Origin of the sequence: Pseudomonas sp. Pse1 (assembly GCF_024519635.1) — a bacterium.
Lineage (GTDB): Bacteria > Pseudomonadota > Gammaproteobacteria > Pseudomonadales > Pseudomonadaceae > Aquipseudomonas.
Genome location: NZ_JALJRO010000024.1, coordinates 25747 through 49980, shown reverse-complemented (window position 1 = coordinate 49980; position 24234 = coordinate 25747). Strand labels below are relative to the sequence as shown.

23 protein-coding genes are annotated in these 24234 nt (G+C 62.8%); 11 read left to right on the top strand and 12 right to left on the bottom strand.

Translation table 11 applies throughout. The features are described from left to right. Positions 1-65: 65 nt before the first annotated feature. The 6 genes from pbpC to NR126_RS25290 all read left to right on the top strand — a co-directional run bounded on the left by pbpC (position 66) and on the right by NR126_RS25290 (position 6814). Positions 66-2378 carry a peptidoglycan glycosyltransferase PbpC gene (pbpC, locus tag NR126_RS25315; RefSeq protein WP_256832211.1) on the top strand — a complete coding sequence of 771 codons (2313 nt, stop codon included), beginning with the start codon at positions 66-68 and terminating at the stop codon, positions 2376-2378. A 55-nt stretch (positions 2379-2433) separates the two neighbouring features. Next, positions 2434-2736 carry a MazG-like family protein gene (locus tag NR126_RS25310; RefSeq protein ID WP_027617631.1) on the top strand — a complete coding sequence of 101 codons (303 nt, stop codon included), beginning with the start codon at positions 2434-2436 and terminating at the stop codon, positions 2734-2736. Continuing rightward, positions 2736-3485, top strand: a complete 750-nt coding sequence (locus NR126_RS25305) for a methyltransferase (RefSeq protein ID WP_027617632.1) — start codon at positions 2736-2738, stop codon at positions 3483-3485. The genes NR126_RS25310 and NR126_RS25305 overlap by 1 nt, the downstream gene beginning before the upstream one ends. A gap of 23 nt (positions 3486-3508) precedes the next feature. Beyond that, positions 3509-4129 (top strand): DUF4136 domain-containing protein, encoded by a 621-nt coding sequence (locus NR126_RS25300; protein ID WP_027617633.1) that lies wholly within the window; start codon positions 3509-3511, stop codon positions 4127-4129. Between the two features lie 40 nt (positions 4130-4169). Next, positions 4170-4730 carry a DUF4136 domain-containing protein gene (locus NR126_RS25295; protein WP_027617634.1) on the top strand — a complete coding sequence of 187 codons (561 nt, stop codon included), beginning with the start codon at positions 4170-4172 and terminating at the stop codon, positions 4728-4730. A 152-nt stretch (positions 4731-4882) separates the two neighbouring features. Beyond that, the gene (locus tag NR126_RS25290) at positions 4883-6814 is read left to right on the top strand and encodes a pilus assembly protein TadG-related protein (RefSeq protein WP_027617635.1); all 1932 of its coding nucleotides are present in this window, start codon (positions 4883-4885) and stop codon (positions 6812-6814) included. On the opposite strand, the gene NR126_RS25285 is transcribed toward NR126_RS25290, so the two are convergent. Further along, positions 6811-9552 carry a PAS domain-containing protein gene (locus tag NR126_RS25285; protein ID WP_256832202.1) on the bottom strand — a complete coding sequence of 914 codons (2742 nt, stop codon included), beginning with the start codon at positions 9550-9552 and terminating at the stop codon, positions 6811-6813. The genes NR126_RS25290 and NR126_RS25285 overlap by 4 nt on opposite strands. Next, positions 9549-9995: a TadE/TadG family type IV pilus assembly protein gene (locus tag NR126_RS25280; RefSeq protein WP_027617637.1), complete on the bottom strand. Its 447-nt coding sequence runs from the start codon at positions 9993-9995 to the stop codon at positions 9549-9551. The genes NR126_RS25285 and NR126_RS25280 overlap by 4 nt, the downstream gene beginning before the upstream one ends. Before the next feature lie 68 nt (positions 9996-10063). Between NR126_RS25280 and NR126_RS25275 the strand changes: the two genes are divergently transcribed. Together NR126_RS25275 and NR126_RS25270 are read left to right on the top strand one after the other, a co-directional pair. Continuing rightward, complete coding sequence (locus NR126_RS25275; RefSeq protein WP_027617638.1) at positions 10064-10534, top strand: prepilin peptidase; 471 nt, start codon at positions 10064-10066, stop codon at positions 10532-10534. Positions 10535-10657: 123 nt separating this feature from the next. Next, entirely contained in the window at positions 10658-11437 is a 780-nt protein-coding gene (locus NR126_RS25270) for a response regulator transcription factor (RefSeq protein WP_027617639.1), read from the top strand. 27 nt (positions 11438-11464) lie between these two features. Here NR126_RS25270 and NR126_RS25265 read toward each other — a convergent pair whose 3' ends face one another. The 8 genes from NR126_RS25265 to cpaB are packed head-to-tail and all read right to left on the bottom strand — an operon-like array spanning position 11465 to position 18919. After that, complete coding sequence (locus NR126_RS25265; protein ID WP_105753958.1) at positions 11465-11737, bottom strand: DUF3613 domain-containing protein; 273 nt, start codon at positions 11735-11737, stop codon at positions 11465-11467. A gap of 17 nt (positions 11738-11754) precedes the next feature. After that, on the bottom strand, positions 11755-12477 hold the full coding sequence (locus NR126_RS25260) for a tetratricopeptide repeat protein (RefSeq protein WP_105753957.1): 723 nt from the start codon (positions 12475-12477) through the stop codon (positions 11755-11757). A 10-nt stretch (positions 12478-12487) separates the two neighbouring features. After that, entirely contained in the window at positions 12488-13372 is an 885-nt protein-coding gene (locus NR126_RS25255; protein WP_027617642.1) for a type II secretion system F family protein, read from the bottom strand. 1 nt (position 13373) lies between these two features. Beyond that, complete coding sequence (locus NR126_RS25250; protein WP_306219018.1) at positions 13374-14255, bottom strand: type II secretion system F family protein; 882 nt, start codon at positions 14253-14255, stop codon at positions 13374-13376. An 11-nt stretch (positions 14256-14266) separates the two neighbouring features. After that, complete coding sequence (locus NR126_RS25245; protein WP_105753954.1) at positions 14267-15541, bottom strand: CpaF family protein; 1275 nt, start codon at positions 15539-15541, stop codon at positions 14267-14269. Further along, the gene (locus NR126_RS25240) at positions 15538-16728 is read right to left on the bottom strand and encodes a pilus assembly protein (RefSeq protein WP_027617645.1); all 1191 of its coding nucleotides are present in this window, start codon (positions 16726-16728) and stop codon (positions 15538-15540) included. Before NR126_RS25240 ends, NR126_RS25245 begins: the two co-directional genes overlap by 4 nt. Next, a complete protein-coding gene (locus NR126_RS25235) occupies positions 16725-17927 on the bottom strand; it encodes a type II and III secretion system protein family protein (RefSeq protein WP_372827391.1) in 1203 nt (400 codons plus the stop codon). The genes NR126_RS25240 and NR126_RS25235 overlap by 4 nt, the downstream gene beginning before the upstream one ends. Before the next feature lie 35 nt (positions 17928-17962). After that, positions 17963-18919 carry a Flp pilus assembly protein CpaB gene (cpaB, locus tag NR126_RS25230; RefSeq protein ID WP_105753952.1) on the bottom strand — a complete coding sequence of 319 codons (957 nt, stop codon included), beginning with the start codon at positions 18917-18919 and terminating at the stop codon, positions 17963-17965. A gap of 466 nt (positions 18920-19385) precedes the next feature. On the opposite strand from cpaB, the gene NR126_RS25225 reads away from it, so the two are divergent. Both NR126_RS25225 and NR126_RS25220 read left to right on the top strand, forming a co-directional pair. Continuing rightward, positions 19386-19799 (top strand): response regulator, encoded by a 414-nt coding sequence (locus tag NR126_RS25225; protein ID WP_256832201.1) that lies wholly within the window; start codon positions 19386-19388, stop codon positions 19797-19799. Between the two features lie 38 nt (positions 19800-19837). Beyond that, positions 19838-20041, top strand: coding sequence for a Flp family type IVb pilin (locus NR126_RS25220; RefSeq protein ID WP_256832200.1), 204 nt, complete (start codon positions 19838-19840; stop codon positions 20039-20041). A 65-nt stretch (positions 20042-20106) separates the two neighbouring features. Here the strand turns inward: NR126_RS25220 and NR126_RS25215 are convergent, their stop codons facing one another. Then, positions 20107-21777, bottom strand: a complete 1671-nt coding sequence (locus NR126_RS25215) for a ShlB/FhaC/HecB family hemolysin secretion/activation protein (protein ID WP_256832199.1) — start codon at positions 21775-21777, stop codon at positions 20107-20109. Positions 21778-21952: 175 nt separating this feature from the next. Beyond that, on the bottom strand, positions 21953-23491 hold the full coding sequence (locus NR126_RS25210) for a collagen-like triple helix repeat-containing protein (RefSeq protein ID WP_256832198.1): 1539 nt from the start codon (positions 23489-23491) through the stop codon (positions 21953-21955). Positions 23492-23782: 291 nt separating this feature from the next. Here NR126_RS25210 and NR126_RS25205 point away from each other — a divergent pair, with 291 nt between their 5' ends. Further along, positions 23783-24232: a DMT family transporter gene (locus NR126_RS25205; protein WP_027617652.1), complete on the top strand. Its 450-nt coding sequence runs from the start codon at positions 23783-23785 to the stop codon at positions 24230-24232. The last annotated feature ends 2 nt before the right edge of the window (positions 24233-24234 follow it).

The following is a 24234-nucleotide window of genomic DNA, read 5'->3' as shown; positions in this document are numbered from 1 at the left end:
AAGCATAGAGGTTTGCGCGTTTGAATTTTGCAAAAGCGGCGCGGCGTTTGTCTGCCAGCCGATTCCTGCGTCGGTTGATCGCTGGCGTGCTCCTGCTGGTGGCGCTGCTGTGGCTGGCCGATCGAATCTGGCCGCTGCCCTTGCCGAAGGACGACCTGGCGCGGGTGGTGCTGGCCGAAGACGGCACGCCGCTGTGGCGCTTTGCCGATGCCAATGGGGTGTGGCGCTACCCGGTGCGCACCGATGAAGTCTCGCCGTATTATCTCGACGCCCTGCTGACCTACGAGGACCGCTGGTTCTACCAACACCCCGGAGTCAACCCGCTGGCGCTGGGACGGGCGGCCTGGCAGAACCTCAGTGGCGGGCGCGTGCTGTCCGGCGGCAGCACCCTGTCGATGCAGGTCGCGCGTTTGCTCGATCCCCATTCGCGGACGCTGCCGGGCAAGCTGCGACAACTGTGGCGCACCGGGCAACTGGAGTGGCACCTGTCCAAGGAACAGATTCTCAACCTGTACCTCAATCGCGCGCCGTTTGGCGGCACCTTGCAAGGGGTGGCGGCGGCCAGTTGGGCCTATCTGGGCAAGTCGCCAAGGCACCTGACTCATGCTGAGGCGGCCATGCTTGCGGTACTTCCCCAGGCCCCCAGCCGTCTGCGTCCGGACCGTCACCCGGCACGAGCGCAGATCGCCCGGGACAAGGTCCTGCGCCGCCTCGCCGAGTTCAACGTGTGGCCGCAGGCGGCAGTCGACGAAGCCCTGGAAGAACCCTTGCTCCTGGCGCCCCGCCTGGAACCGAGCCTGGCGCCGCTGCTGGCACGGCGCCTGAACCGGCCGGACAGCCCGCCACTGATTCGCACCACCCTCGATGCCACCTTGCAACGGCGCCTCGAAGATTTGCTGCTGGGCTGGCGCGCGCGTTTACCGGAGCGCACCTCGGCGGCGATTCTGGTGGTCGAGGAGCAGACCATGGCGGTGCGCGCTTACCTCGGTTCGGTGGACATCAACGATGCCCGACGTTTTGGTCATGTCGACATGATCAGTGCCCTGCGTTCGCCCGGTTCGACACTCAAACCGTTCCTCTATGGCATGGCCCTGGATGCCGGGCTGATCCATTCCGAGTCGCTGCTGCAGGACGTGCCACGACGCTACGGCGATTACCGGCCGGGCAACTTCTCCATGGGCTTCAGCGGCCCTGTGCCGGCCAGCAGTGCGTTGTCGACTTCGCTCAACCTGCCCGCCGTGCAATTGCTCGAAGCCTACGGGCCGAAACGCTTCGCCGCCGAGATGCGCATCGGCGGCATGCCGCTGGCCTTGCCGGCCATGGCCGAGCCCAACCTGTCGTTGATCCTCGGCGGTGCGGGCAGTCGCCTTGAAGACCTGGTCAGCGGCTACAGCGCCTTCGCCCGTGGCGGCAAGAGCGCCAACATCCGTTTGCAGCCCGACGATCAACTGCGCGAGCGGCCCTTGCTGTCGCCCGGCTCGGCGTGGATCGTGCGGCGGATTCTCAGCGGCCAGGCGCGCCCGGACCGCGACCCGCGCGCCGAACTGGTTCAGCGTCCGGTGCTGGCCTGGAAGACCGGCACCAGCTACGGCTTTCGCGATGCCTGGGCGATTGGTGTGGGGCCGCGTTATCTGATCGGCATCTGGATCGGTCGCCCGGACGGTACCCCGGTGCCGGGGCAGTTCGGCTTGGCCTCGGCGGCGCCACTGATGCTGCAGGTGCACGATGTGTTGACCAACCGCGATAGCCAGCGCGGCATTTCTGCCGCTGTCCAACCGGTGCCGGCCAACGTCTCGGTGGCGGCGATCTGTTGGCCCCTCGGTCAGCCCATGAGCCGCAGCGATCCGAACTGCCGGCGCCAGCGCTTCGCCTGGACCCTGGACGGCACCACGCCGCCGACCCTGCAGGCCATGGACCAACCGCTGGGCACCGGGTTGGTGGAAAACATCTGGGTCAACGCCAAGGGCCTGCGGGTCGACGCCAAGTGTCCGGGCGCAATGCCGCGTGAAATTGCCGTGTGGCCAGCAGCGCTGGAGCCCTGGCTGCCCAAGGTCGAACGGCGCGAGGCACGCTTGCCGGCCAATGACCCGGACTGCCCGGGGCCGATGCTGGCGCCATCCTCGCCGCTGTCGATCGTCGGCGTGCGCGACGGCGACCAACTGCGCCGCCCGGCGGCCAGCCAGGAGTTGCTGCGTCTTAAACTCTCGGCCCTGGGTGGCAGCGGCCGGCGCTGGTGGTTCGTCAACGGCACGCCGCTGGGCGACAGCGCCCATCAGGACAGCATCAACGCCACCTTCGAGCAGCTTGGCCGGGTCGAGTTGAGTGTGCTGGATGAAGGCGGACAGACGGCGCGGGTCGAGTTCAACGTTGTCGATTGAATGCCTTGCTTGATTGGCCAAATCGCCCGAAGCTATACGCCTTCTGGAGAACCCGATGAACCTTGTTGAACTGACCGAACGCCTGCACAGCATCCGCGACCGCAATGACTGGCGGCAATTTCACAGCCCGAAAAACCTGGCCATGGCCGCCAGCGTCGAAATGGCCGAACTGGTGGAAATCTTTCAGTGGCTGAGCGAAGACCAGTCACGCCAGTTACCCGCCGACAAACTCGCCCACGCCGGCCAGGAAGTGGGGGATATCGTGCTTTATCTGTTGCTGCTGTGCAGTGAGTTGGGATTGGACATGGAACAGGTGGTCCGCGCCAAACTGGCTGACAGCGAACGGCGGTTCAGCTGATGAGCGACCGTCATTTCGATCAGTTGGCGACCCGTTTCGCCGAAAAAATCTACGGCGGCGCCAAGGGCGCTATCCGCCTGGCGGTGCTCCAGGCCGACCTCGCGGAGTGCCTGCCGGACCGTCCGCTGCGGGTGTTGGATATCGGCGCGGGCCTTGGTCACATGTCGTTGTGGCTGGCCGAGCGTGGGCACCAGGTGACCCTGGCGGAACCGGCCGAACCGATGCTCGAAGGCGCCCGTCAGCGGTTCGCCGAGGCCGGTCAAAGCGCGACCTTCATCCAGGCGCCATGGCAGGAGTTGCTTGGACAGCTCACCGAACCCTACGACCTGGTGCTGTGCCACGCGGTGCTGGAGTGGCTGGCCGAGCCCCATGCGATCCTGCCGGTGCTGCATCAACTGACCGCCGCGCAAGGTTGGTTGTCCCTGGCCTTCTACAACCGCGACGCGTTGATCTACCGCAACTTGCTCAAGGGCCATTTCCGCAAAATGCGCAAGAACGACATGGCCGGCGAGAAGCAAAGCCTGACCCCACAGATGCCCCTCGATCCACGGGAACTGGCGACGCAACTGCAGGGCCTGTGGACGGTCCAAAGTCAGAGTGGCGTACGGGTTTTCCATGACTACATGCCGGTGGAGTTTCAGGCCCGCGCCGAACTGCTCGACCTGCTGGAAATGGAACTGGCCCATCGTCGTCACCCGACCTTTGCCGGGCTCGGTCGTTACCTGCACTGGATCTGTCGTCCGGCCTGATCCGCGGACCTCTGGAGAGCACCATGAAACGCCGCTTGGGATTGATCCTGCTGTGCCTCGGGCTTGGCGCCTGCCAGGGCAGCAATCCGTATGTCGCCAGCTCAAAACCGTTGCCGCCGGCACCGCCAGAAGCGGCCAAGACCTTCGACCGCAGCGCCTATCCAGCCGCCCCGCGGGACTATGGCAAATACCGCAGTTGGACCTGGCTCGATGGCCGGGCGCCCAGCGGCTCGGCCTGGGCGGACTCGGCGCAGATTGCCGAAGTGGTGAGTAACGCCCTCGACCAACGCGGCTTGCGCCCGCTGCATGCTAACCAGAAGGCCGATCTGCTGGTCAGCGCCAACTTGCATCAGGAGACTCGTTTGCAGCAGGTACAGGATGACTACGGTTACGGTGCCTATGGTGGATACAACCGCTATAACAATGGCTACGGCAGTGGCGTTGGCATGTACAACAGCGTGCCGGTCGTGCGCACTTATCAGGTCCAGGTATTGGTCGTGCAGGTCGAACTGTACGACGCCGCCAGCGGGCAACCGGTCTGGAGCGCCAGCGCCGAGACCAGCGTCAACGGCAATGAACGCGAGCGCGGTGATGCGTTAAGAACAGCTGTGGAAAAGGCAGTAGCGGCGTATCCTCCTTCTTAATGACTCGCATTCGTGTGCGGGTCTGAACCGGAGAATCATCATGTTCCGCCGACTCGCCTTGCTGGCCTGCGCTGTCTTGCTCAGCGCCTGCCAGTCCAACCAGATCAACAGTGATTTCGACGCCAGCCGCGACTTTGCTGCCTATCGCAGCTGGACCTGGAAAGAGCCCGCCCTGCAGTACCGCCCCGATGATCCGCGGATCAAGAGCGACCTCACCGAACAGCGCATTCGCCAGTCCGTCGCCGATCAACTCGACCAGCGCGGGCTGCGCCCGGCGGCGGGCAGCAGCCATGGCGATCTCGAAGTGCAGACCTACCTGATCATCGAAGAGCGCCAGCAACAGGTCACCACCAACTATGGCGGCGCCTGGGGCAACCCGTGGAACGGCTACTGGGGCGCGCCGATGTACAACGAAACCCGCAATATCAGCTACAAGGTCGCGACCATCCAGATCGACCTGCTCGACGGCAAGGACGGCAAACTGGTCTGGCGCGGCAGCGATGAGCAGATGCTCAGCAACTCTCCTGACCCCAGCAGCCGCAGCAACGCGATTCGCGAGACAGTCAGCCGCATCCTCAGCAACTACCCGCCCAAGCATTGAGATCGCAATCGCTAGCAGGCTCGCTCCTACAGGTCCTTGACGGCCGCTCACAAGACCGGCATCCACTCAGCGACAGCGCTGGCAACTAGCCAGCGCTGTCGCTGTACCTTGTCTACACTGCGATGACGATTGGAGGAAGCAAGGAGTGCTCGATGTCTCCCCGTTCGCAGTTTCGTGGCCCGGCGCACCAGCGCGGGGCGATTGGTCTGATGGCCGCCGCGACCTTTGGCCTGGCGCTGTTGTTTGCATTGTTGGTGGTCGACAGCGGTCGGCTGTACCTGGAGCAGCGCAAATTGCAGCGGGTGGCCGATACGGCGGCGCTGGAGGCGGTCAGTCGCGGCGGCACCTGCCTGCCGGGCCTGAGTGCTGCTACCTATGCCGGGCAGAGCGCGGTGCGCAACGCCTTCATTGTTGGGTCGACTACCACCCTGACCACCAACTGCGGCACGCTGGTCACCGCCGCCAACAACCTGCGGACCTTTGCCCTGGATGCCAGCCAGTCGGCCGCGATTCAGGTGGTCGCCACCAATCGAGTGCCGACCAGTGTCGCCGGCGCACTGTTCGGTTTGTTCGGCGGCGGGGCAATCAGCGTCAATACGCAGCTGACGGCGACGGCGGTGGCCGCTAAACCCAAGCCGACCCTGGCGCAATTGAGCATCCGCAGCACCCTGCTGAGTGTCGATACGGCACGCTCCAATACTCTCAATCCGTTGTTTTCCGGCTTGCTCGGCGGCAACGTCAATCTCACGGCTGCGGGCTGGGATGGCCTGGTCAAGACCGACGTCAATCTGCTCAAGTTCATGGATCAACTGGCGATCAAGTTAAAGGTCACGGCAGGCGACTACACCAAATTGCTGACGACCGAGGGATCTGTCACTGACTTTCTCGAGGTCGCCGCGACCGTGGCACCGATCAACGGCGCCACGGCAGACGTCCAGGCCGCGCTGGCCAAGCTGCAGATAGGCGCGATCAACGCGCCCCCGATCAAGCTGGGAGACATCCTGCAACTGCAAACCGGCACCACGGCGGCTGGCCTGGATGCTGCGGTGCAGCTGTTTCAGTTGGTGCAGGCGTTCGTGCAACTGGCCAACAAAAATGCGGCAGCGGTGGCGGTTCTACCGGTCAATGTGTTGGGGCTGCTGGGCCTGACCACCACGGTCAAAGTGATCGAGCCGCCGCAGTTTTCAGCGGTGGGTGATCCGGCGTTGGCCAAGGTCGCGGGGGAGTTCGGGGTTAACCGGATCTATGTGAAGACGGCTCAAGTACGGGTGTTGAGTTCGGTGGATTTGTCGTTGGTGAGCAATTTGCTGAAGCTGGTCACAGACCTGTTGAGCGGCGTCCTTGGCCTGATCAACACCTTGTTGGCGCCCGGTTGCCTGCTGGGTGGAACCTGTACCCAAACTGACCTGCAGGTGTTGCCCAACGCCAAGCTGGATGTGGGGCTGGAGGCCGGGGTGGGTAAAAGCTACGTGACGGATTACACCTGTGATCTGCCCAACACCAAGAGCCTGACGGCTACCACTGAGATCGCGGCTGTCAGCGTCAAGATCGGTCATATTGATCCGGCAATCTGGTTTTCGACTTCGCCGGCCAATCCACTGACTCCACTGAGCCTAGTCGATGTGGGGAGTAGAGTTTGCAAGGGGCTGGGGAATTGCGGCACGCGCACGCCGTTCACCGGCGGCGGTGCCGAAATCATGATCAACAGTCCGATCCTCGGCACCAGCGACCCCAACTACCCCTACAGCAACCCGAAGGACGTTAACCTCACGCCTTCGCCGCTGCACACGGTGTCGGTCTCCGGAGTGGTGGGTGGCTTGAGCGCGACGCTGGGCGGGGTCAAGTTGATTACCCATGACCCGTCGCTTGGCTTCAGCTTAATCGGTGCATTGCTGGCGACGTTGAACGGGGTGTTGACCCAGGTATTCAATCTCCTGATCGCCACAATCAACGGCCTCCTGGCTCCCCTTGTCGACCCGCTGGTAAACGCCTTGCTCTTCAACCTCGGCATCGACGTCAACAAGGTCGACGTCGGCTTCAACCTGACCTGCGGCCAAAAGGGCAAAGCCTATCTGGTGATCTAAACCACCCCCACAATCGGCAGCTCAATACAAAACCGCGCCCCCTCAGCCGCGTTGCTGACGCTGAGGGTCCCGCCCATGTTCTCGACAATCCCATAACTCACCGACAGCCCGAGGCCGGTGCCGACGCCCACCGGCTTGGTGGTGAAGAAGGGTTCGAAGATCCGTTCCAGCAGGCGCGGATCGATACCGCCGCCGTTGTCTTCCACCCACAGCCGGACCGAGCGCTCATCGCAGTCGGCTGCCAGGCTGATCCAGGGCGCAAATGCCGGATCCGTCTCGCGTCTGGCCAGCAGCGCGTCGCGAGCATTCACCAGCAGGTTGATCAACACCTGCTCCAGCTGATCGGCGTGGCCACGCACCTGCACCGCAAAGCCGAACTGGCGGCTACGCAATTCCACACCCTTGCCCTGTATGCCCTCGGCCAGCAATGCGAGCGTACCTTCGACGGCCTGGGCCGGATCGAACGGCTGCTGTTCGATCTCCGAGCGCCGGCCGAATACCCGCATGTGGTCGACCACCCGGGCGGCACGCTGGATCTGCGAGTCGATGCGGGTGAGCTTGTCCTGCAAATAATCAATCTGCACGTCGCCGTTGCTCAAGCGCTTGAGGGTGTTGACCACGGCCATGCGCATCACATTCAGCGGCTGGTTGAGTTCATGGGCCAGGCCTGTGGCCATTTCGCCGAGCGTGGCCATCTTCGCGCTTTGCAGCAATTGTTGCTGCGAACGCCGCACCTCGGTGTTGTCCCGACCCACGGCCTGGATCTCGACCAGCCGGCCGCACTCATCGAACACCCCGCGATCCGACCAGACCCACCAGGCGTGTTCGCGCCCGGGCAGTTGCAGGCTGATTTCCGCAGTGCTCACGGGAAACTCCGGGCTCAATTGCGCGATCCGCTGCGCAAACGCCTCGCGCTGTTGCGCCGACAGCCATTGACCCAGGTCGGCGCCGGGCAATTGCTCCGCAGCGGTTTCCAGGTACACCGCCAAGGGCCGGTTGGCGAAGGTCAGTGTCAGGTCGGGGCGGTAGCGGCAGATCATCGCCGGTGAGTCTTCCACCAGAATTCGGTAGCGTTCCTCGCTTTCCCTGACCTGCTCGGCGGCCAGGGTCGCTTCGGTGACGTCGAGCCACAAGCCGACCGCTTCCACCGGCAAGCCCAGGTCGTCGCGCAGCAGCCGGGCCTCATCGAGCAGCCAGTGGTAGTCGCCCTTGCGGTCGCGCAGGCGGTAGCGGGCGCGTACGTTGCCTTCGCGCAGCAGTTGCCGGCTGCGCTGGAAATACAGCTCGCGATCCTCGGGGTGAACCCGTTCGATCAAGGCGCTGTCGCTCAGATCGCTCAGTTGCCAGCCCAGCAGCGGCAGCAAGCTGGCGCTGAAAAAACTGGGAAGCAGCGCGCCCTGGTCATAGCGCTGGACGTAGATCACCGCAGGCGAACTGGCGACCAGATTGTCCAGCCGGGCATGGGCGGCGGCGGCCTGCTGTTGCTGCTCCTTGATGTCGCTGATGTCGAGCATGAAACCCATCAGCCGCCGTTGCTTGCCGCTGCCCCGGACCTGGCCTTGCACGCGATACCAGAGCCCATCGGGATGTTGCAGGCGCACGCACATCAGCAATGGCGTGCCGTGCTGCTGGAGCATTTGCAGGCGGCTGGCGAGCTCCGGGCGATCGACCGGATGCAGCAGCGCCAGCCACTCATCCAGCGCCAGACGCGCATGGGGCAGGCCGAGGGTCTGGGCCAGTTGCGGAGCGAGGTGTATCTCGTCTGTACCCTCCGGGCATTCCCACCAACCGCTGCCGAGCAAGTCCTGCAAGGCGTCGAGACGTTCGAGCTGTTGCAGGTGCTGCTGCTCGCGCAAACGGCTGAGCAGCGGTTCGGCCAGGGCCGCGATCAGATGCAACCAGTCGCGCTCGCCGAGCTGTGGCGCGCGTTGCAACACCGGATAGAAGCCGCAGAGCAGCCAGGCACTGGTGCCCCGGGCGTCGCGGTAGGGCACCAGGAAACCTTCGTGGTGGCCGAAGATGTCCAGCAGACGCGGGTCCTGGTCATCACTGTGGGCTGCACTAAGGTGCTGCGGGGTATGGCCGGCGAAACCCTCGAGCAGCGTGCCCAGGGGTTGTCCGTTGTGCCATAGATCGGCTGCATCGTGAGCGCGGTACTGGCTGAAAATTCGCCACCCGGGCGCGTCCTGATTCGGCAATGCCAGGGCCACGCAGGGGATACGCAGCAGTTGGGCCAGGCTTTGCAGTTGCTCCAGCAGCACCTCGGGCAGACGCGCCGTACTGCACAGGCGCAGTTGCTCAGCCGACTGTTCGGCAAACTGCTGACAGGCCACCCGGCCCTGTGCCTGCTGGCGCTCACGCAACAGGTCGCCGATGTCCAGCAGTTGCAGGAGCCAGCCGTCGGGGTTCGGCTGGGTCCAGCCACGCAGATGCAAGGTGTCGCCCGCCGCGCGGGGAAAGTCCAGGTCCAGGCTTTGCCCCTGCCAATCCACGGGCACGCCTTCGACGGCCTGGCGACTGTGGGGCAGCAAGTAGTTCGCCAGGTGCCCGGCGCCGTCAGCAGGCAGATGCCGGGACAGCAGGTGGCGCAGCGGCCCGCTGAGGTCGACCACATGCCCCTGATGGTCAAGTTGCACATGCAGGCCAATGTTCTGCATCACCAGGCTGTGGGCGGTGGCCAACTCGGTTGAGGGTGGACGCCCGAGCAGGCGGGCGAAGAGCTTGTCCCCGGCCTTCAAAATTGCAGGCTCGATTGCGCGCTGAGGTTCACCGGCAGACTGGGGACGCTGCCGACGCCGGGCAGGACCAGAAACGGAATCACCTGGTTGAGCTTGCTGGTGGGGTAATTGACGCTGGCGGTGAGCACGCCGGCGCTGTAGACCGCCTTGGCATCGCCGTCGTTGCCGTAGGTGATATTGAAGGCGTTGGGTACCCAGGACAGTTGTTGTTGCAGCACGCTGTTGGCCAGGGCGACCAGCGCCGTCGGGTAGTTGTTGGTATTGGGGTCGAGGGCGACGCTGCGGCGCACCGCTTCGGCGGTGGCTTCATTGAACGACTGCATGAGTAACAACGGAATGCTGTAGCTGACGATGCCGTAGAACACCGCGAAAAAAATGCTGAAGACCAAAGCGAACTCAATCGCGACGGCGCCTTTTTGCTTGCGGGGGAGGTGTCTTCTCATGAGTGCGTCTACCCTGACATTTACTACGTGCTATCAGCATAGAATCATTCAGCCAATACGGACGGTTTATGCAGAGTTTTGTCTTACTGCTATGGCTGGCGCTCTGCGCGGCACAGGATATTCAGCAACGGCATATCGCCAATGGATTGACCCTCGGCGCGGGCCTTATCGCCCTGCTGTACATGCTCACCAGTGGCACCACCTGGCTGGGTTCGCCGGCCGAACAGGGAGGCTGGGCGCTGGTGCTGGCACTGCTGTTCACCCTGCCTGGTTACGCCACCGGGCGCATGGGCGCCGGTGATGTGAAACTAATGGCGACGATCGGTCTGGCCTCGGACCCTGTGCATTTATTAGGCAGTTTCATCGGCGCGGGTGTGTTGGGTGCGTTGTGGCTGCTGTTGGCGCCAAAGGTCTGGCCATATATGCCTCAAGGACTTAGGAAACGTATCCCACAGTTGGCACCCGAGCTGTCAAAAAAACCACCTTTTGCGCCTTTCGTCCTGATCGGGTTTTTGTTGACCATGGCGTGGATTCCTTAGGGCTGCCCTAACTTTTTAGTTATGTACAGAGTGATAAAGAGCGACTACTTTCAATGCAGAATTTGGACTGTTTTTCAGTCGATACTGGAACGATCAGTTCTCGGCCTGGACATGGAGTTGCGAGTGAACAAGTCCCTCTCTGCAGTAAAAGTATTGGTAGTCGACGATGAACCGCTGATCGTCGAAGAGCTTTGCGAATTCCTCGAAAACAGCGGCTATCAGTGTGTGCCTTGTGAGTCTGGAAAACAGGCGTTGGACAAGTTCTGTGAGGATCACGACATCGGTCTGGTGCTCTGCGATTTGCACATGCCTGACTTGAGTGGCATTGACCTGGTGCAGGCCCTGCAACACCTGGCGGGCAAGGAACGGATCTTCGAGGCGATCATGCTGACCGGGCGCGCCGACAAACAGGATGTGATCAAGGCCCTGCGTGCCGGTATCGCCGATTATTACCAGAAACCGATCGACCTCGATGAGCTGCTCGAAGGCGTGCAACGTCAGGAAGCGGCCTTGCAGGAACGGCAGAAAACCCTGCAACTGGGGCACCTCAACCAGAAGCTGCAAACCCTTTCCGAGTCCATCGACGACCTCTATCAGGATCTCGACAAAGTCCGCCGCACACCGTCCAGCGAGTCCGCCAGCGACAGCGCCGGCGATGTCGATCAGGTCGAGATTCCGGCCATCTTCAATCAGCTTTCACCCCGCCAGCTGGACGTCGCGCGTCTGGTCGGCAAAGGCCAGACCAACTATCAGATCGCCTGTGAATTGGGAATCACCGAAAACACCGTGAAGTTGTATGTCTCGCAGGTGCTGCGCCTGACCCACATGCACAATCGCACGCAGTTGGCGCTGGCCCTGTCGCCGAGCAACTCGGGAATACGCCAGCGGGTCACCGCGCACTGAAAGCTCGGGCACCGATGGCGCAGTGGCTCAATTGCTGCTCTGGATGTGCCCTTCCTGACCCTGCTCGAACAGGTCCGGAATGTCGTAGTTGAATTTCCTCAGCCAACGTTGCATCGCCAATTCGCGTTCGGTGGCCGTGGCCGTCTGCGGGATTGGCGAGGCGGCCTGATTGCTGATTTGCAGCTGCAACCAGCCTTCGGTTTCGGCCTGCTGAGGCGATGATGGGCCGGCCTCCAGGGCCATGGCTGGCAAGGGCAGGCCCAGCAGCCCGAGGCAGGCGAGAATCGGCAGTCTGTTCATGATCCTTCTCCGCTGCATTACTTGAGATGGCTGGTCTGGGTTTCGGCCACGGCTGCGACTTGATCGCCGGCGGTGGCCCTGGCTTTTTGCGGTGCCTTGAGCTGTTCGGCGCGGTCCTGGGCGATGCTGAATTGCTCGCGGCTCAAGCCTGACTGGCTGACCACTTCGGCGGCCTGCTGCCAGTTGTCCTGGTAGATCAGCAGGGTCACCAGGTTGATCGATGCCAGTTGGTCGCTCTGCTTCAGTTCAATGGCGGTGAGGAACTCAAATCGGGCCTCTTCCAGGCGCAGTTGATTGAGGTACACCACGCCCAGGTCGTTGCGGATTTTCTCGTTGGTTGGCGCCAGGCGTGCCGCGCGCTGCAAATGGGCCTGGGCTTGTCCATTGTCACCTCGCGCCGCGTACAACTGTCCGAGGCCTTGTTCGGCTTCGGCGCTGACACAGCCGCCCACCAAGCTGCGGTACAGCGGTTCCGCTTCGCTGCGCCCGAGCAGGCGGTAGACCCGGGCCTTGCGCAGGCGCACTTCGCTGAGGGAGTCCGGCAGCTTCTCCAGATTGGCCAGGCTGGCGTGCAGCTTGCCGTCATTGGCCATGTCATCGGCGAGGTTCACCGCCAGCTCCTGATCGGAACTCAGTTTGGCGCAACTGGCGCCGCCGCTGATGGCCGCCCAGGGCGTCTGGCCGTTGCTGGCGCAGCCGCTGAGCAACAGCAGGCCGGTTGCGATAATCAGTGCTTTCATCAGTTTTCCTCTAGGACGCAAAGGCCCGGGCGATGGCAGTGAAGGCCGGCCCGGCCAGGACAATCAGTAACGCCGGGAACAGGAACAGCATCATCACCACCGACATCTTGGCGGACATTTTCGAGATGTATTCCTGCAGGCGGGTCAGGCGTCGGTCGTCGAGCAACTGCTTGAGCGCCAGTAGCGATTTCATCGCGCCGCCGCCTTGCTGTAGCAGTTGCTGGAGGATCACGCAGGTGTCGGTGTACTCGTCCACCGCCAATAGCGCGGCGGATTGATTCAGCTCCTGGCCCAGCTCCAGGCCGGAGTCGACCCGGGCGAGGATCAGGCGCAATTCGCTGGTCAATTCCGGCAGCAATTTCCGTGCTTCGCTGCCGAGCACCCGCAGCGACTGCTCTACGGCCATACCTGACTCGAAAAGAATTCTGAGCAAGGGAATAAAGGTCGAGATCTCCAGGGCGATCCGTTTCTGCCGGCGACTCACGGCGTAGGCCAGCCAGCGCTTGGGCAGCAGATAACCAACACCGGCAGCCAGCACCGGCGCAATCCAGCGATTCTGCGCGCCGGGGAACAGCACTTCCTGGAGAAACAGCACCAACGCCAGCATCAGGAACGGCGTGCCGATCTGAAACGCGGCGAACAGCGAGCGCTCACTGGCCGAGCGCCAGCCAAGACGGGCGAGCAGGGTCTGGGTTTCGCCATCGATGCTCACCGAGCGCTGACCGAACCTGCTGTCGCCGAGGTGGCGCATCCAGGTTTCCAGGCTGTTGTCCCGCGACATCTGACCCTGCAGGCGACGGGCAACCTGGCGTGCCCGACGGCGCTGCGCAAGCAGATTGCCGAGGAGCAGCGCCACGGCGGCCAACAGCAGGATGATGCTCGCCAGGATCGCCATCTCAGATACTCCGCAACATGCGCGACAGCGCCAGGCAGCCGAAGACTTCCAGGCTCACGGCGGCAAGCAGCATGTGCTGGCCGCTGCTGTCGTTCCACATGCCCAGCAGGTAGGCGGGATTGGTCAGCATGAACCAGCCGGCAATCAACACCGGCAGGACACCGAGGACCCAGGCGGTCAGGCGGGTTTCGCCCGTCATTGCGCGCAGTTGCCGGGCGCCTTGCTCACGCTCGCGAATCAGTTTGATCAGGTTCTCCAGCAGCTCACTGGCATTGCCGCCGTAGCGGTGGTTGACCTTGAGTCCGAGGGCCAGCATGCGCAGTTCGTCCTGGTCGTAGAGCTCGGCAAAGTCGTTCACCGCATCCGGCAGATTGACCCCCAGTTGCACGTTGCGCTGGACCCGGCCCATGGCGCTTTTCAGCGGTTCGACACTGCTGTCGATGCCGCCTAGCAAGGCATCGGCCAGCGTCCGCCCGGACTTGAGACTGCGAATAGTGTGATCGAGCATCGCCGGCAATTGCCCGATCATGCGTTTGAGCCGCAGCCGATAACGCAGGGAAATGTACAGGCGCAGCCCAAGCGGTGGCAGCAGGATCAGCAACAGCAATCCCGGCCAGTTACCGAGCAAAAAGCCCAGCAGGATGGCACCTGCCCACAGCAGCAACCACAGGCCCAGGCGATCCGTGGGGGCGCCCAGTCCGGCGCGCAGAAATGCCCGTTCAAGGCCGTTCCACGCCGGTTTCTCGACGATCAATTGTGGCTGTCCTGCGGCAAGGCGGTTGAGTACGCGCTCGGTGCTGGACTTGCGCATCCCCTGGTAAAACAGGCGGATCGACAAGCCCAGCAACAGCAGGCACAGCAGGCTGAGCACCCAGGCTCCCATGATCCGCCTCCTCAGGTCAGTTGCGCGTGAATGCTGCGCCGCAGCTTGTCGCCCGCTGGATTGACCGCTTCGCGCAGAAAGCCGAAGCCGGTACGCCGGTCCAGGCGGAACAGGGTATTGGTGACATACACGTCGTCGCGGATGCCCACCACCTCGACCACCTCGCTGACGCAACGGCGGCCATCGGGCATGCGAGTGAGTTGGATCACCACATCCAGCGCGGCGCAGATCATCTGCCGCAGGGTGCGCTCGGCAATCTGCCGACCGGTCAGGCCCACCAGGGTCTCCAGGCGCAGCAGTGCATCCTGGGCGTTGTTGGCGTGCACGGTGCTCATCGAACCGTCGTGGCCAGTGTTCATCGCGGTCAGCACGTCGAGCACTTCGACGCCACGAATCTCGCCGAGGATGATGCGGTCCGGGCGCATCCGCAGGGCGTTGCGGATCAGGTCGCTGGCCTTGACCTCGCCATGGCCCTCGGCATTTGGCGGGCGGGTTTCCAGGCGCACCACGTGTGGGTGATTCAATTGCAGTTCGGCGATGTCTTCGATCGTCACCAGGCGTTCGTGGGGGTTGATCAACTGGCTGAGAATGTTCAGCAGGGTGGTCTTGCCGGTGCCGGTGCCGCCACTGATAAGAATGTTGCAGCGTCGTCCAACGGCTTCCTGGATAAAGTCGAAAATCGCCTGGTCGATGGTCTGCATCGCCACCAGGTCGCTGCTCTTGAGCATGTCCTTGCGAAACTTTCGAATCGACAGGCAGGGGCCGTCGAGGGCGATGGGCGGGATGATCGCATTAACCCGGCTGCCGTCGGGCATGCGTGCGTCGACCATCGGCGAAGACTCATCCAGGCGCCGGCCGAGGGGCGCGAGGATGCGTTGCATGACTCGCTCGACGTGGTGCGCGTCGATAAAACGCAGGTCGCTCTGGTGCAGCACGCCGTCACGCTCAATGAATACCCGGTGCGGGCCATTGACCAGAATCTCGGTCACGGCCGGGTCGCGCAGCAGCACTTCCAGTGGGCCGAAGCCGGTCAATTCGTCGACGATTTCTTCGGACAGGCGCTCCATTTCGTAGCGGGAAATCGCCAGGTGCAGGCGCGCGGTGTACTCGGCGACCTTGTCCATGACGAACTGGGTCAGGACCAATCTGGAACCTTCCAGCAGGTTTTTCCCCGACTCTTCGATGGCGTCGATGATGTGCCGGTGCAGCACCAGCTTCAGGCTCTCGTGGTCGTGGCTGCCACCCGATTTCCGGGATTGCGCGCCGAACAGGTTGTCGCCGTTCATTTGCTGCCTCGCAGACGGTTCAGCCAATTGACCTTGGGTTTTTCCTGGCCGGCGGAACGCTTGGCCAGGCGCGTGCCGAGAGTGCGCAGGTGTTGGGTGAGGTTTTCCCGTGGCGCCAGTTCAAACAGGGTCAGCCCCTGGTTCTTGGCGTTGAGCCGGACTTCCGGGCTGTAGGCCAGGGTGGCGATGATTTCCAGGCCATAGGTCTTGCCCAGGGTGTCGGCATCCGGTGCGACGTTGCGCAGATAGCGATCCACCAAAAGCTTGGCGTGCTCAAGCTTCATGCCTTTTTCCCGCCAGCGATTGAGCACCGCCAGGTTGCGCCGGCAATCGAGCACGCTCTGGTCGGTGTACCAGAGGAGCTTGTCGCAATGACTCACAAAGGTGCGCACGGCTTCGCTGTCGGGTTGCCCGGCCAGGTTCACCACGATGTGCTGGAAGTGCTGGCGCAACGCGCTGAGCAACATGTACAGCTCGGCGGCGCTGGTGCGCTCCAGTGGCTCGTCGTTGTCGGCGTAGGCCAGGATGCGCAGGCCGGCGTCGGCGCTGGTGAAGGCGCTGTCGATCAGGGTCGCATCGAGGCGCCGCAGATGGCGCAGGGCGTCGCCGAAATGGAACGAACTTTCCAGCCCCAACAACGCCAGGCTGTCGCCCCGTGGCAAGCCGAGATCGAGCAGCAGGGTTTGCTGGCCGCTTTGCTGTACCACCAGTGCCAGATGGCTCGACAGTAAGGCACCGTCGGCGCTGCTTTGCGCGCCGTACAGCACGGTCAGACCGCCCAGTTGCGTATTCGGCGCGACTGGCGGCAGGCGCTTGCTCAGGCGTCGTACCAGCCCGGACACTTCACTAGAGCGTGAGCCATAGGCGACAAAATCCCGCGCCCCGGCGCGCATGGCATTGAGCACCAACTGGTTGTCCATGCCGTCGCCGAGGGCGACGATCGCCAGCATTGGCTTGGCCTCCAGCGCGCTCTCGATCATCGCGCACTGCGCCACCAGATGTTCACGGTCGAGGCCGACAAACAGCAGGCTGGCGAAGGTCACGTCCACCAGCGCCAGCAGTTCGTCGAGGTTGTCCGTGCTGGTGCCGACCACCTGCCCCAGCGGCGCCAGTGCACCTTGCAGCCACTCAAGATCAGTGTTGTTGCGAGTGATGGCGAGGAAAGTCTGGCTCAGGCTCTGGCTCATCGCGACAGCCCGCTGCGTTTATCGAAGTCGCCGTTTTCGAGGAAAAACATGCGGTAGAAATTCGGGTCGTAGTTACGCAGTTTTTCGCCGGGAAGGGACGGCAGTTGGGCGTCGGCTGCCAGCGGCTGGACCAGGTGCGGAGTGACGATCATCAGCAACTCGCGCTCTTCGCGATTGATCGTCGAATCGCGGAAAAACGCGCCGAGCACCGGAATGTCGCCGAGCCCGGGGAATTTGTTGACCTGGGAGCTGTTGCGACTGCTGATCAAACCGCTGATGACGAAACTTTCGCCATCGGCCAGCGAGACGCTGGTGTCGGTGCGGCGGATAGTCAGGGCCGGGACGGTGGTACCGGCGATGACCACCGCATTGCTGAAGTCCAGTTCGCTGACTTCCGGCGCGACCTTCAGCGAGATCCGGTTACGGCCGACGATGGTCGGCGTCAGCGTCAGGCGAATGCCGAACTCCTTGTACTCGATGGACACGTTGTCGCTGCCGGAACTGGGCACCGGGATCGGCACTTCACCGCCGGCGAGAAAGCTCGCGCTCTGGCCGCTTAACGCCACCAGGCTGGGCCGTGCCAGGGTGTAGGCAAATCCGCTGCCTTCCAGGGCATTGATCATGACCATGGTCTTGCCGCCAATCCAGGAGAAGTTGAACTGGTCGTTGTTCACGGGCAGTCGTGGCTGAACCACGCCGTCAATGGTCGGCAGGGTTCTGGGAGAACCAAACAGAAAGTTGCCACGGGTACCGAAGATCGAGGCCGAGGCTTCCTTCAATTTGGTGCGGCTGACTTCGACGAAGCGAATATCGGTCTGCACCTGGCTGGGCAGCAACTCTTCCTCCGAGGGCAGGGTGCCGGTCAAGGCGACGCTGGCCTTGCCTTTGACGAACACCATGCTTTGGCGTGGCGCAGTCGCGCAGGCGGTCCAGACCATCAGGCTGGTGGCGCCCGGGGCCATGCCGGTGAGCAGGAAACTGCTGTTGCCGCTGGTTTGCACGTCGGCGATTTTCGGGTCGCCAATGGCCAGGCGAGTAATGGCCACCGGCGACTGGATCTGTTGTTGCAGGCCTTCACCCACTTCGAGGGTGGCGGGCATTTGGTTCAGGGCGCTACAGGAGCTGGCGGCTGCCATCGCGATGTCGATGGGCAAACTGGCGAGCAACAGGGCGCAGCTGGCGCGACCAAGCAATGGCATGAGGCGACTGGACATCTCTGTGGATCCTTGCGCAATCAGGGAAGTTGTTGGGTGACCTGGTTGCCGCGGATCACTTCGATTCCGCGACGGGGGGCTGTGGTCGGCAGTGCGCTCACGGAGTTTTTCGGGGTGCTGGCAAAGGCCAGTTGGTTGAATTGCAGCAGTTGGCTGCTGGCCGCATCGAGGCGTGCGGGCGAGTCGCTTTCGCCGGCCCAGTAATGGGCCAGGCGTTGTTCTTCGCTGCTGCGCACGGCCAAACGCAAGGTACCGGCCTGGGCTGCCAGCATCAGGCGACTGAGCAGTTGCTCCGGCACGGCCAGTACCACGGTGCGGGCGGCGCCGCGACGTTGTTCCTGTTTGAGCTTTTCTTCCGCGTTCAGCGCCGGATTGGCGGGCTTGCCGTCGTTGGTCAGGCCGAGCTGATCACCGACCGCCAGTACGCGCATGGCCGGGATGGCGATTTGTGCCGATTGCTGCAGGTTGATGTTGTCCTGGCGCAGAAACAGCAGGACGTCGACGTAGTCGCCCGGCATCAACTGGCCGCCAGCCCCGATCACTTCGTCCACGGCCACCGCCAGTGCTCGTTCATCCTTGCGAATCATCCGCGCCAACGGGCCGCCGGCGTCGAAGCTGGCATCGCTCAGCCAGGTGCCGGCGCTGAGTGGGCGCCAAGGCGTGCGGCCGATGGCCTGGTCGAGAGTGTTGAGGCTGCCGGCGGGGGCGGTGTGGAGTTTTTCCACGGTCAGGTCGGCGGCGGTCAGGGCGGTGTAGGCGGGCACGTCACGGGCCAGGACCACGACGGCCTGACGCGTCTGATCCTCGGCACTGGCCACGGTCTGTTCCACCGCGCTCACTGCTGTTGGCGTCACGGGGGCGGCAACGGGTTCGGAAGAAGTTTGCGGGGAGTGACTGAGCACCAGGCCCCAATACCCCACAACAACGGCGGCGACCAAAAGCAGGCCAGCCAATCCCATGGTGACACGACTGTTCATGACGGCTCTCCCTATCCTGCTGCACGACTTGTCGTTGGCTTTCAACGAGTAAGCTCGCGTCCAGGCAGCTATGAACATTCAACTATTTCGCTATCTGACGTTAGCGCAGCTATTTCAAAATGCCATTACCGGTCAAAAAAATAACTCACGGGTTTATGACGCGCGTTGTTTTGCTGCGTATTTCTGGCGTCAAAGGAGCGTATATCACTTTGTGATTAGTCCTTTCTTACAGTTGCTGGTGTGGGATTTGTTGACAATGCTCCGGTGGCACAAAGCAATCACGTGTTTCCCGATGACGGTGCGCCCTGGCGCAAAGGAGTAGTCATATGAGCCTTAACTTCAGCTGTTTATTGGATGCTAGAGACCAGGGCAGCACCTCGCGAAACGGCTACCACGCTGGGGGGACGTCTTGACGATGCAGGGACGTGCAACTCAACCCCGGCCTATTTCCTGACAGGAATCGTACATGAACGCTTCTCCATTCCTGCGCCAACAGTTACTTCTGGTCGACGATGAAGAAGACGCGTTGCAGGAACTCGCGGAGTTGCTGGAAGGTGAGGGCTTTTGTTGCTTGCTGGCCACTTCGGTCAAGGTCGCTTTGCAGCAGTTGACCCGTCACCCGGATATCGCCTTGGTCATTACTGATCTGCGTATGCCGGAAGAAAGTGGCTTGGCACTGATTCGTCGCTTGCGTGAGCACACTTCGCGTCAGTATTTGCCAATCATTGTTATCTCCGGGCATGCCGCCGCGGAGGATGTCGACGAATTAAGGCGTATGCAGGTGTTAGGCCTGTTTCGCAAACCCATTTACCACGTTCGTTTGTTGGAGACCCTGAACACCCTGTTCCCTCAGCCGATTTTGCATGTAGCCAATCTTTAGAACCTTTGAGCGTTTCTTTCCAGGCAGGAGAAGTCCCTATGTTGCTTAACTTCGTGCGTTATCTGTTCATCCGGGTGCAACTGTTCATGCGTCGTACCGAGGGTGCGTCGGCTATTGAGTATGCGTTGATCGTTGCGATGGTTGCAGTGGTGGTGGTCGCTTTTATCACTCCATTAGGTAGTGCGGTTAAAGATACGTTGAACGAGGTAGTTGAGGCTTTGGGAGGGACGAAAGTGGCCTGATCGGTCATCACCTCACGCAGCCAAACGACCCGCCATGAGCGGGTCGTTTGCTATCTACCTTTCCCTTACAACTGATAACTGAAACTCACGCTATACCGCGTCCGCCGGTTAAACGTATCCAGCGCCTCATCCGACATCGCCTTCCCAGCCTCCAGCGCAACGTTGTAGTACTTCCCATCGCCAAAGCGCAGGCCCAGGGCCACGGAGGACAGGTCGCTGCCCTGGATCGGCAACGTGTTGAACCAGGTTTTTGCCCGATCCAAAACCACGTAGGGCTGCAGGATCCGCAGCCAGTTGCTGTCGCGATTGAAGCTGTAGTTCACCTCATAGGCCGCGCCCCAACCCTTGTCGCCGGAGGCCTGGTCGTCGGGGTAGCCGCGCCCGAAGTTCTGCCCGCCGAACACCGCGCGTTCGCTGTCGGGCAACGTATCGTCACTCCAGTACAGCGCCGCCGACAGCACCCCTTGCCAGTGCTCGAAGAAGCTGTTGCTTTGCACCCCGGACAAACGCAGGCGGAAGAAATCCAGGTCGTAGGTCGGGTCGTCGGTGTGCGCCCCCATGCCGTCGATGCCCTGGTACAGACCGCCGCTGATGATCTGCAGTTGCCGGGCATCGGCCTTGCGCCAGTCGCCTTCGAACGCCAGCGCACGGATGTCGGTCTTGAGGCTGATCTGCCGTGGGTCGTCGACCACCCGGTAGCGAGTCTTGTCGTCCACCGCATACAGCCGCGCTCCGGCGTTGAGTTGCTCGGTCGGCGCGGCGATCAGCGGGTGGTTGAAGCCTACGGAGTAGCGATCATTCTCGCGATGGGACTTGAGCTGCAGGCCGTTGTCCAGGCGCAGCAGGGTGGCCGGGTCGGCGCGATAACGCGAGCCGGACACCAGCAGTTGCGTGCCTTCGGCATTGAGGAATTGGCTGTAGTCCAGGCGGTAGTATTTTTCCTCGTCGTCGCCCGGTGGAAACAGGCCGCTGAGGCTCAACTGCTCGCCCATTGAGGTTTGCGAGTTGCTGCTGACACCGAACAGCGCCTGGGTGCCTTTGCGGTTGTCGGCGGTGGTGCTCATGCTGCTGGTCCAGGGTTTGCGGCTGGCCTCGGCCACCAGGTAGGTCGCGCCATCGGTGGTGCCGGGCGGTGGCACCTGGGCTTGCAGGGTGACCCCGGGAATGCGGTTCATCAGGGTGGTGTAGCGCTCGAAGGTCTTGCGGGTCAGCGGTCGTTCGGCGCTGAGCTTGGCCACCAGTTTGTCGAGCAGCGCCTTGGAGCGGCCGATGTCACCCTGCAGTTGGTAATCCTTGATGTAGCCCTCCACCAGCACCACGCGCACCAGGCCTTGGTCGAATGATTGCTGCGGCAGATAGGCATAGGACAGCAGGTAGCCGTCGTCCTGATAGCGCCGGGTGACGCTGCGGGTCGCCTCGATCAATTCGGCAACGGTTATCGGATGGCCCAGCAGCGGTTGGTAGACCTTGCCCACTTCGCTCAAGGGGTAGCGGGTGCCGCCCTCGATCTGCAACTTGCGAATGGTCAGGGTGGTGCCCATGGTCAGCGGCTGGTCTGCACTGGCTGAGGGCTGCGGCACCTGCAAGGGCGCGGCGGCTGGACGGTAGGCGTCGGTGGGCAGGTTGGGGACTGGCAGGTTGCGGGTGGTCTGGTTGGTGTTGAGGTAACTGGGCAGGGAATCAGCGTGGGTGTAGCTGCAGCAGGTGAAAACCAACAGGCAAGCAATAGCGCGCATAGGACACTCCTTGGTCGAAACGGCAGCCTCGCCAGAGGAGCTTCAGTCCATTGATCCCTCAAGCGATTGGGAGCAACAGGCCCCTTGAAGAAAAGGTGGAAAGCCTTTGCGGCTTTCCACCTGCAACCAAGCGTAGGCGCTGAAAGGGCGGCCGGCGAACCGGTCAGGTGCAGCGTTAGTGTCTGTTGCCGGTGAGCGCACCGAGTCCGCCCGCCAAGCCACCGTTACCGGTGCCATTGGTCAAAGTGCCGACGGCGCCCAGGGTGTTGCCGACGGCCGCAACGGTAGTGCCGACGGCCTGGGTTACCGGGTTGGGCGCAGCGGCGGCGATGTTGGCGCCGACGCTGCTCACTGCGGCCCCGGCTTGAGCGGTGAGACCGGCGACTGGAGCACCAAGCCCGGTTGCACCGCCGACGGTCTGGGTCACGCTGGCGACACCACTGGTGACCGGATTGAGCGCGGTACCGATGGCATTACCGGCAGCGGCCAATGGTGCGGTGGCGGCGGTGTTGGCCACGCCGGAGCCGCCCAGTACCGGACCAACCGTGGCCACTAGCGAACCGCCCGTACCCGCGGTGACGGCTGCCGAACTGACCAGCGCATTGTTGTTGCCGGCGTTCAAGCCATTACCCACATTGAGCACTGCGCCGCCGACGGTTTCCAGCAGGCCACCGCCATTACCGCCATTGCCGGGCGCCGCCACCAGGCCGGTGGAGGTGTGCAGGGTGGTGGCGACGTTGGTCAGCACGGTGCCAGTGGTATCGGTCAGCGGATTGCCGTTGCCCGCCGTCTTGACCTTGCCGCCCAGATCAGCGACGCCACCGCTGACGCCGTTGAGCAGGCCGCTGACCGGAGCGCTCAGGCCGGTGGCGCCAGCGACTTTGCCGGTCAGGCCTTCAGTCAGGGTCACCACCGGCACCAGGACTTTGTTGCCGGCCTGATCGCTGAGCGAGCCCAGTTTTCCTGTGCTGGTGACAGTGGTCAGGGTGTCGCCAAGCATGCTGACTTTTTCACCGACGCCGCCGAGCACGGGGTCGACCTTGGAGATCACGCCACCCACCAACGGAATGCTGCCGGTGGCGGTAGTCAGCTTGCCGCTGAGGTCGGTCACGCCGTTGCCGACATCGGTCACCACATGGCCGGCCACCGCCGTGGTTTTGCTCACGGCCTGGGGATCGCTGCCGAGTTTGCCCAGGCCATTGCTCAGGTCGTCGCCCACGCTGCCCACCACATTGCCGGTGGTGTTGGTCACGCTTTGCACGACGCCGCCGACCACCGGCACCGCGGCGGCACCGTTACCAATCTGGGTCACGCCATCGCCGACGCCACTGACGGTTTTGCCGACGTCGCTGATCACATTGCTGGTGGTCAGTCCTGGCGTTGTTGTACCGCCACCGTTGCCACCGCCAGGATTATCCGTGCCACCGCCAGTGCCACCGCCGGTCCCGCCACCCGTACCGCCGCCGGTGCCTGCGGTGCCATCACCCGCTCCGCCGCCAGTGCCGCCACCTGTGCCACCGGTCCCGGCCGTGCCATCGCCACTGCCGCCCGAGCCACCGGAGCCACCGCCGTCTGCTGCACCCGCAGCACCGTCGGGCGATGAGCTGCCGGAGGTGCTGTGATGGCCGCCACCGCCACTGCTGCAACCGGTCAGACCCAAGCTCAAGACCAGGGCCAATGCTGTACTTGCCTTCAACCAAACGCGCGTGTTCATGAGGATATCCTTGCACCTATTACCACGATCACTGATTCGATGGCCTGCCGGTTCTGAATGCCGGTAATGCCTCGTCCGTCGCATACAGTTCTAATCCTCGTAGTGTTGTATTCCACTCTGCAGTTGGTATTAGGTCTTTCGATAATGGAGGCCGGTGGTGCGGAAAAAACCGCTGTAAATCAGGGCGCTGGATAAACCGCTGAGAACTTTCCCCACTTAAGTGATAAGCACAATTAAGCAGCCGGCTGCGGACGCTATACTGCGCGCCATATCTTTTCGTTGGAGAACAGCATGCCGGCACCTGTCTGGTGGTTACTTTGTCTGCCGTTGATTGCCGGGGCGTTTTTGCCGCTGCAAGCCGGTATCAATGGTCAGTTGGCCAAGCAGGTCTCCAGCGTGCTGGCCGCTGCCCTGATCTCGTTTTTTGTCGGTACGCTGGCCTTGCTGGTGCTGATGCTGATCCAGCGCGAAACACCGAGCCTGAGCGCGCTGAAGGGGCTGACCTGGTGGCATTGGAGCGGTGGCCTGCTGGGGGCGTTTTTCATCACCACGGCGGCGTTCGCTGGCCCGCGTATTGGCGCCATGCTGTTCATGGCGCTGGTCCTGGCCGGGCAATTGGGCATGGCCTTGGCCCTGGATCATTTCGGCTGGGCCGGGTTTCGCGAGGCGCCCATCAGCGCCGGCAAGATTGCCGGGCTGGTGTTGGTTCTGGCGGGGGTGTTCCTGATTCGTCGCGGCTGATT

Coding starts and splice junctions, on each gene's coding strand:
- NR126_RS25235 (WP_372827391.1), bottom strand. CDS start 17,927: ATGCCATTGCTTGGTCGCGCCAGCTGCGCCCTGTTGCTCGCCAGTTTG.
- NR126_RS25290 (WP_027617635.1), top strand. CDS start 4,883: ATGTCTCCCCGTTCGCAGTTTCGTGGCCCGGCGCACCAGCGCGGGGCG.
- NR126_RS25240 (WP_027617645.1), bottom strand. CDS start 16,728: ATGAGCCAGAGCCTGAGCCAGACTTTCCTCGCCATCACTCGCAACAAC.
- NR126_RS25225 (WP_256832201.1), top strand. CDS start 19,386: ATGAACGCTTCTCCATTCCTGCGCCAACAGTTACTTCTGGTCGACGAT.
- cpaB (WP_105753952.1), bottom strand. CDS start 18,919: ATGAACAGTCGTGTCACCATGGGATTGGCTGGCCTGCTTTTGGTCGCC.
- NR126_RS25255 (WP_027617642.1), bottom strand. CDS start 13,372: ATGGCGATCCTGGCGAGCATCATCCTGCTGTTGGCCGCCGTGGCGCTG.
- NR126_RS25245 (WP_105753954.1), bottom strand. CDS start 15,541: ATGAACGGCGACAACCTGTTCGGCGCGCAATCCCGGAAATCGGGTGGC.
- NR126_RS25310 (WP_027617631.1), top strand. CDS start 2,434: ATGAACCTTGTTGAACTGACCGAACGCCTGCACAGCATCCGCGACCGC.
- NR126_RS25260 (WP_105753957.1), bottom strand. CDS start 12,477: ATGAAAGCACTGATTATCGCAACCGGCCTGCTGTTGCTCAGCGGCTGC.
- NR126_RS25275 (WP_027617638.1), top strand. CDS start 10,064: ATGCAGAGTTTTGTCTTACTGCTATGGCTGGCGCTCTGCGCGGCACAG.
- NR126_RS25295 (WP_027617634.1), top strand. CDS start 4,170: ATGTTCCGCCGACTCGCCTTGCTGGCCTGCGCTGTCTTGCTCAGCGCC.
- NR126_RS25280 (WP_027617637.1), bottom strand. CDS start 9,995: ATGAGAAGACACCTCCCCCGCAAGCAAAAAGGCGCCGTCGCGATTGAG.
- NR126_RS25300 (WP_027617633.1), top strand. CDS start 3,509: ATGAAACGCCGCTTGGGATTGATCCTGCTGTGCCTCGGGCTTGGCGCC.
- NR126_RS25210 (WP_256832198.1), bottom strand. CDS start 23,491: ATGAACACGCGCGTTTGGTTGAAGGCAAGTACAGCATTGGCCCTGGTC.
- NR126_RS25250 (WP_306219018.1), bottom strand. CDS start 14,255: ATGGGAGCCTGGGTGCTCAGCCTGCTGTGCCTGCTGTTGCTGGGCTTG.
- NR126_RS25305 (WP_027617632.1), top strand. CDS start 2,736: ATGAGCGACCGTCATTTCGATCAGTTGGCGACCCGTTTCGCCGAAAAA.
- NR126_RS25215 (WP_256832199.1), bottom strand. CDS start 21,777: ATGCGCGCTATTGCTTGCCTGTTGGTTTTCACCTGCTGCAGCTACACC.
- NR126_RS25265 (WP_105753958.1), bottom strand. CDS start 11,737: ATGAACAGACTGCCGATTCTCGCCTGCCTCGGGCTGCTGGGCCTGCCC.
- NR126_RS25220 (WP_256832200.1), top strand. CDS start 19,838: ATGTTGCTTAACTTCGTGCGTTATCTGTTCATCCGGGTGCAACTGTTC.
- NR126_RS25205 (WP_027617652.1), top strand. CDS start 23,783: ATGCCGGCACCTGTCTGGTGGTTACTTTGTCTGCCGTTGATTGCCGGG.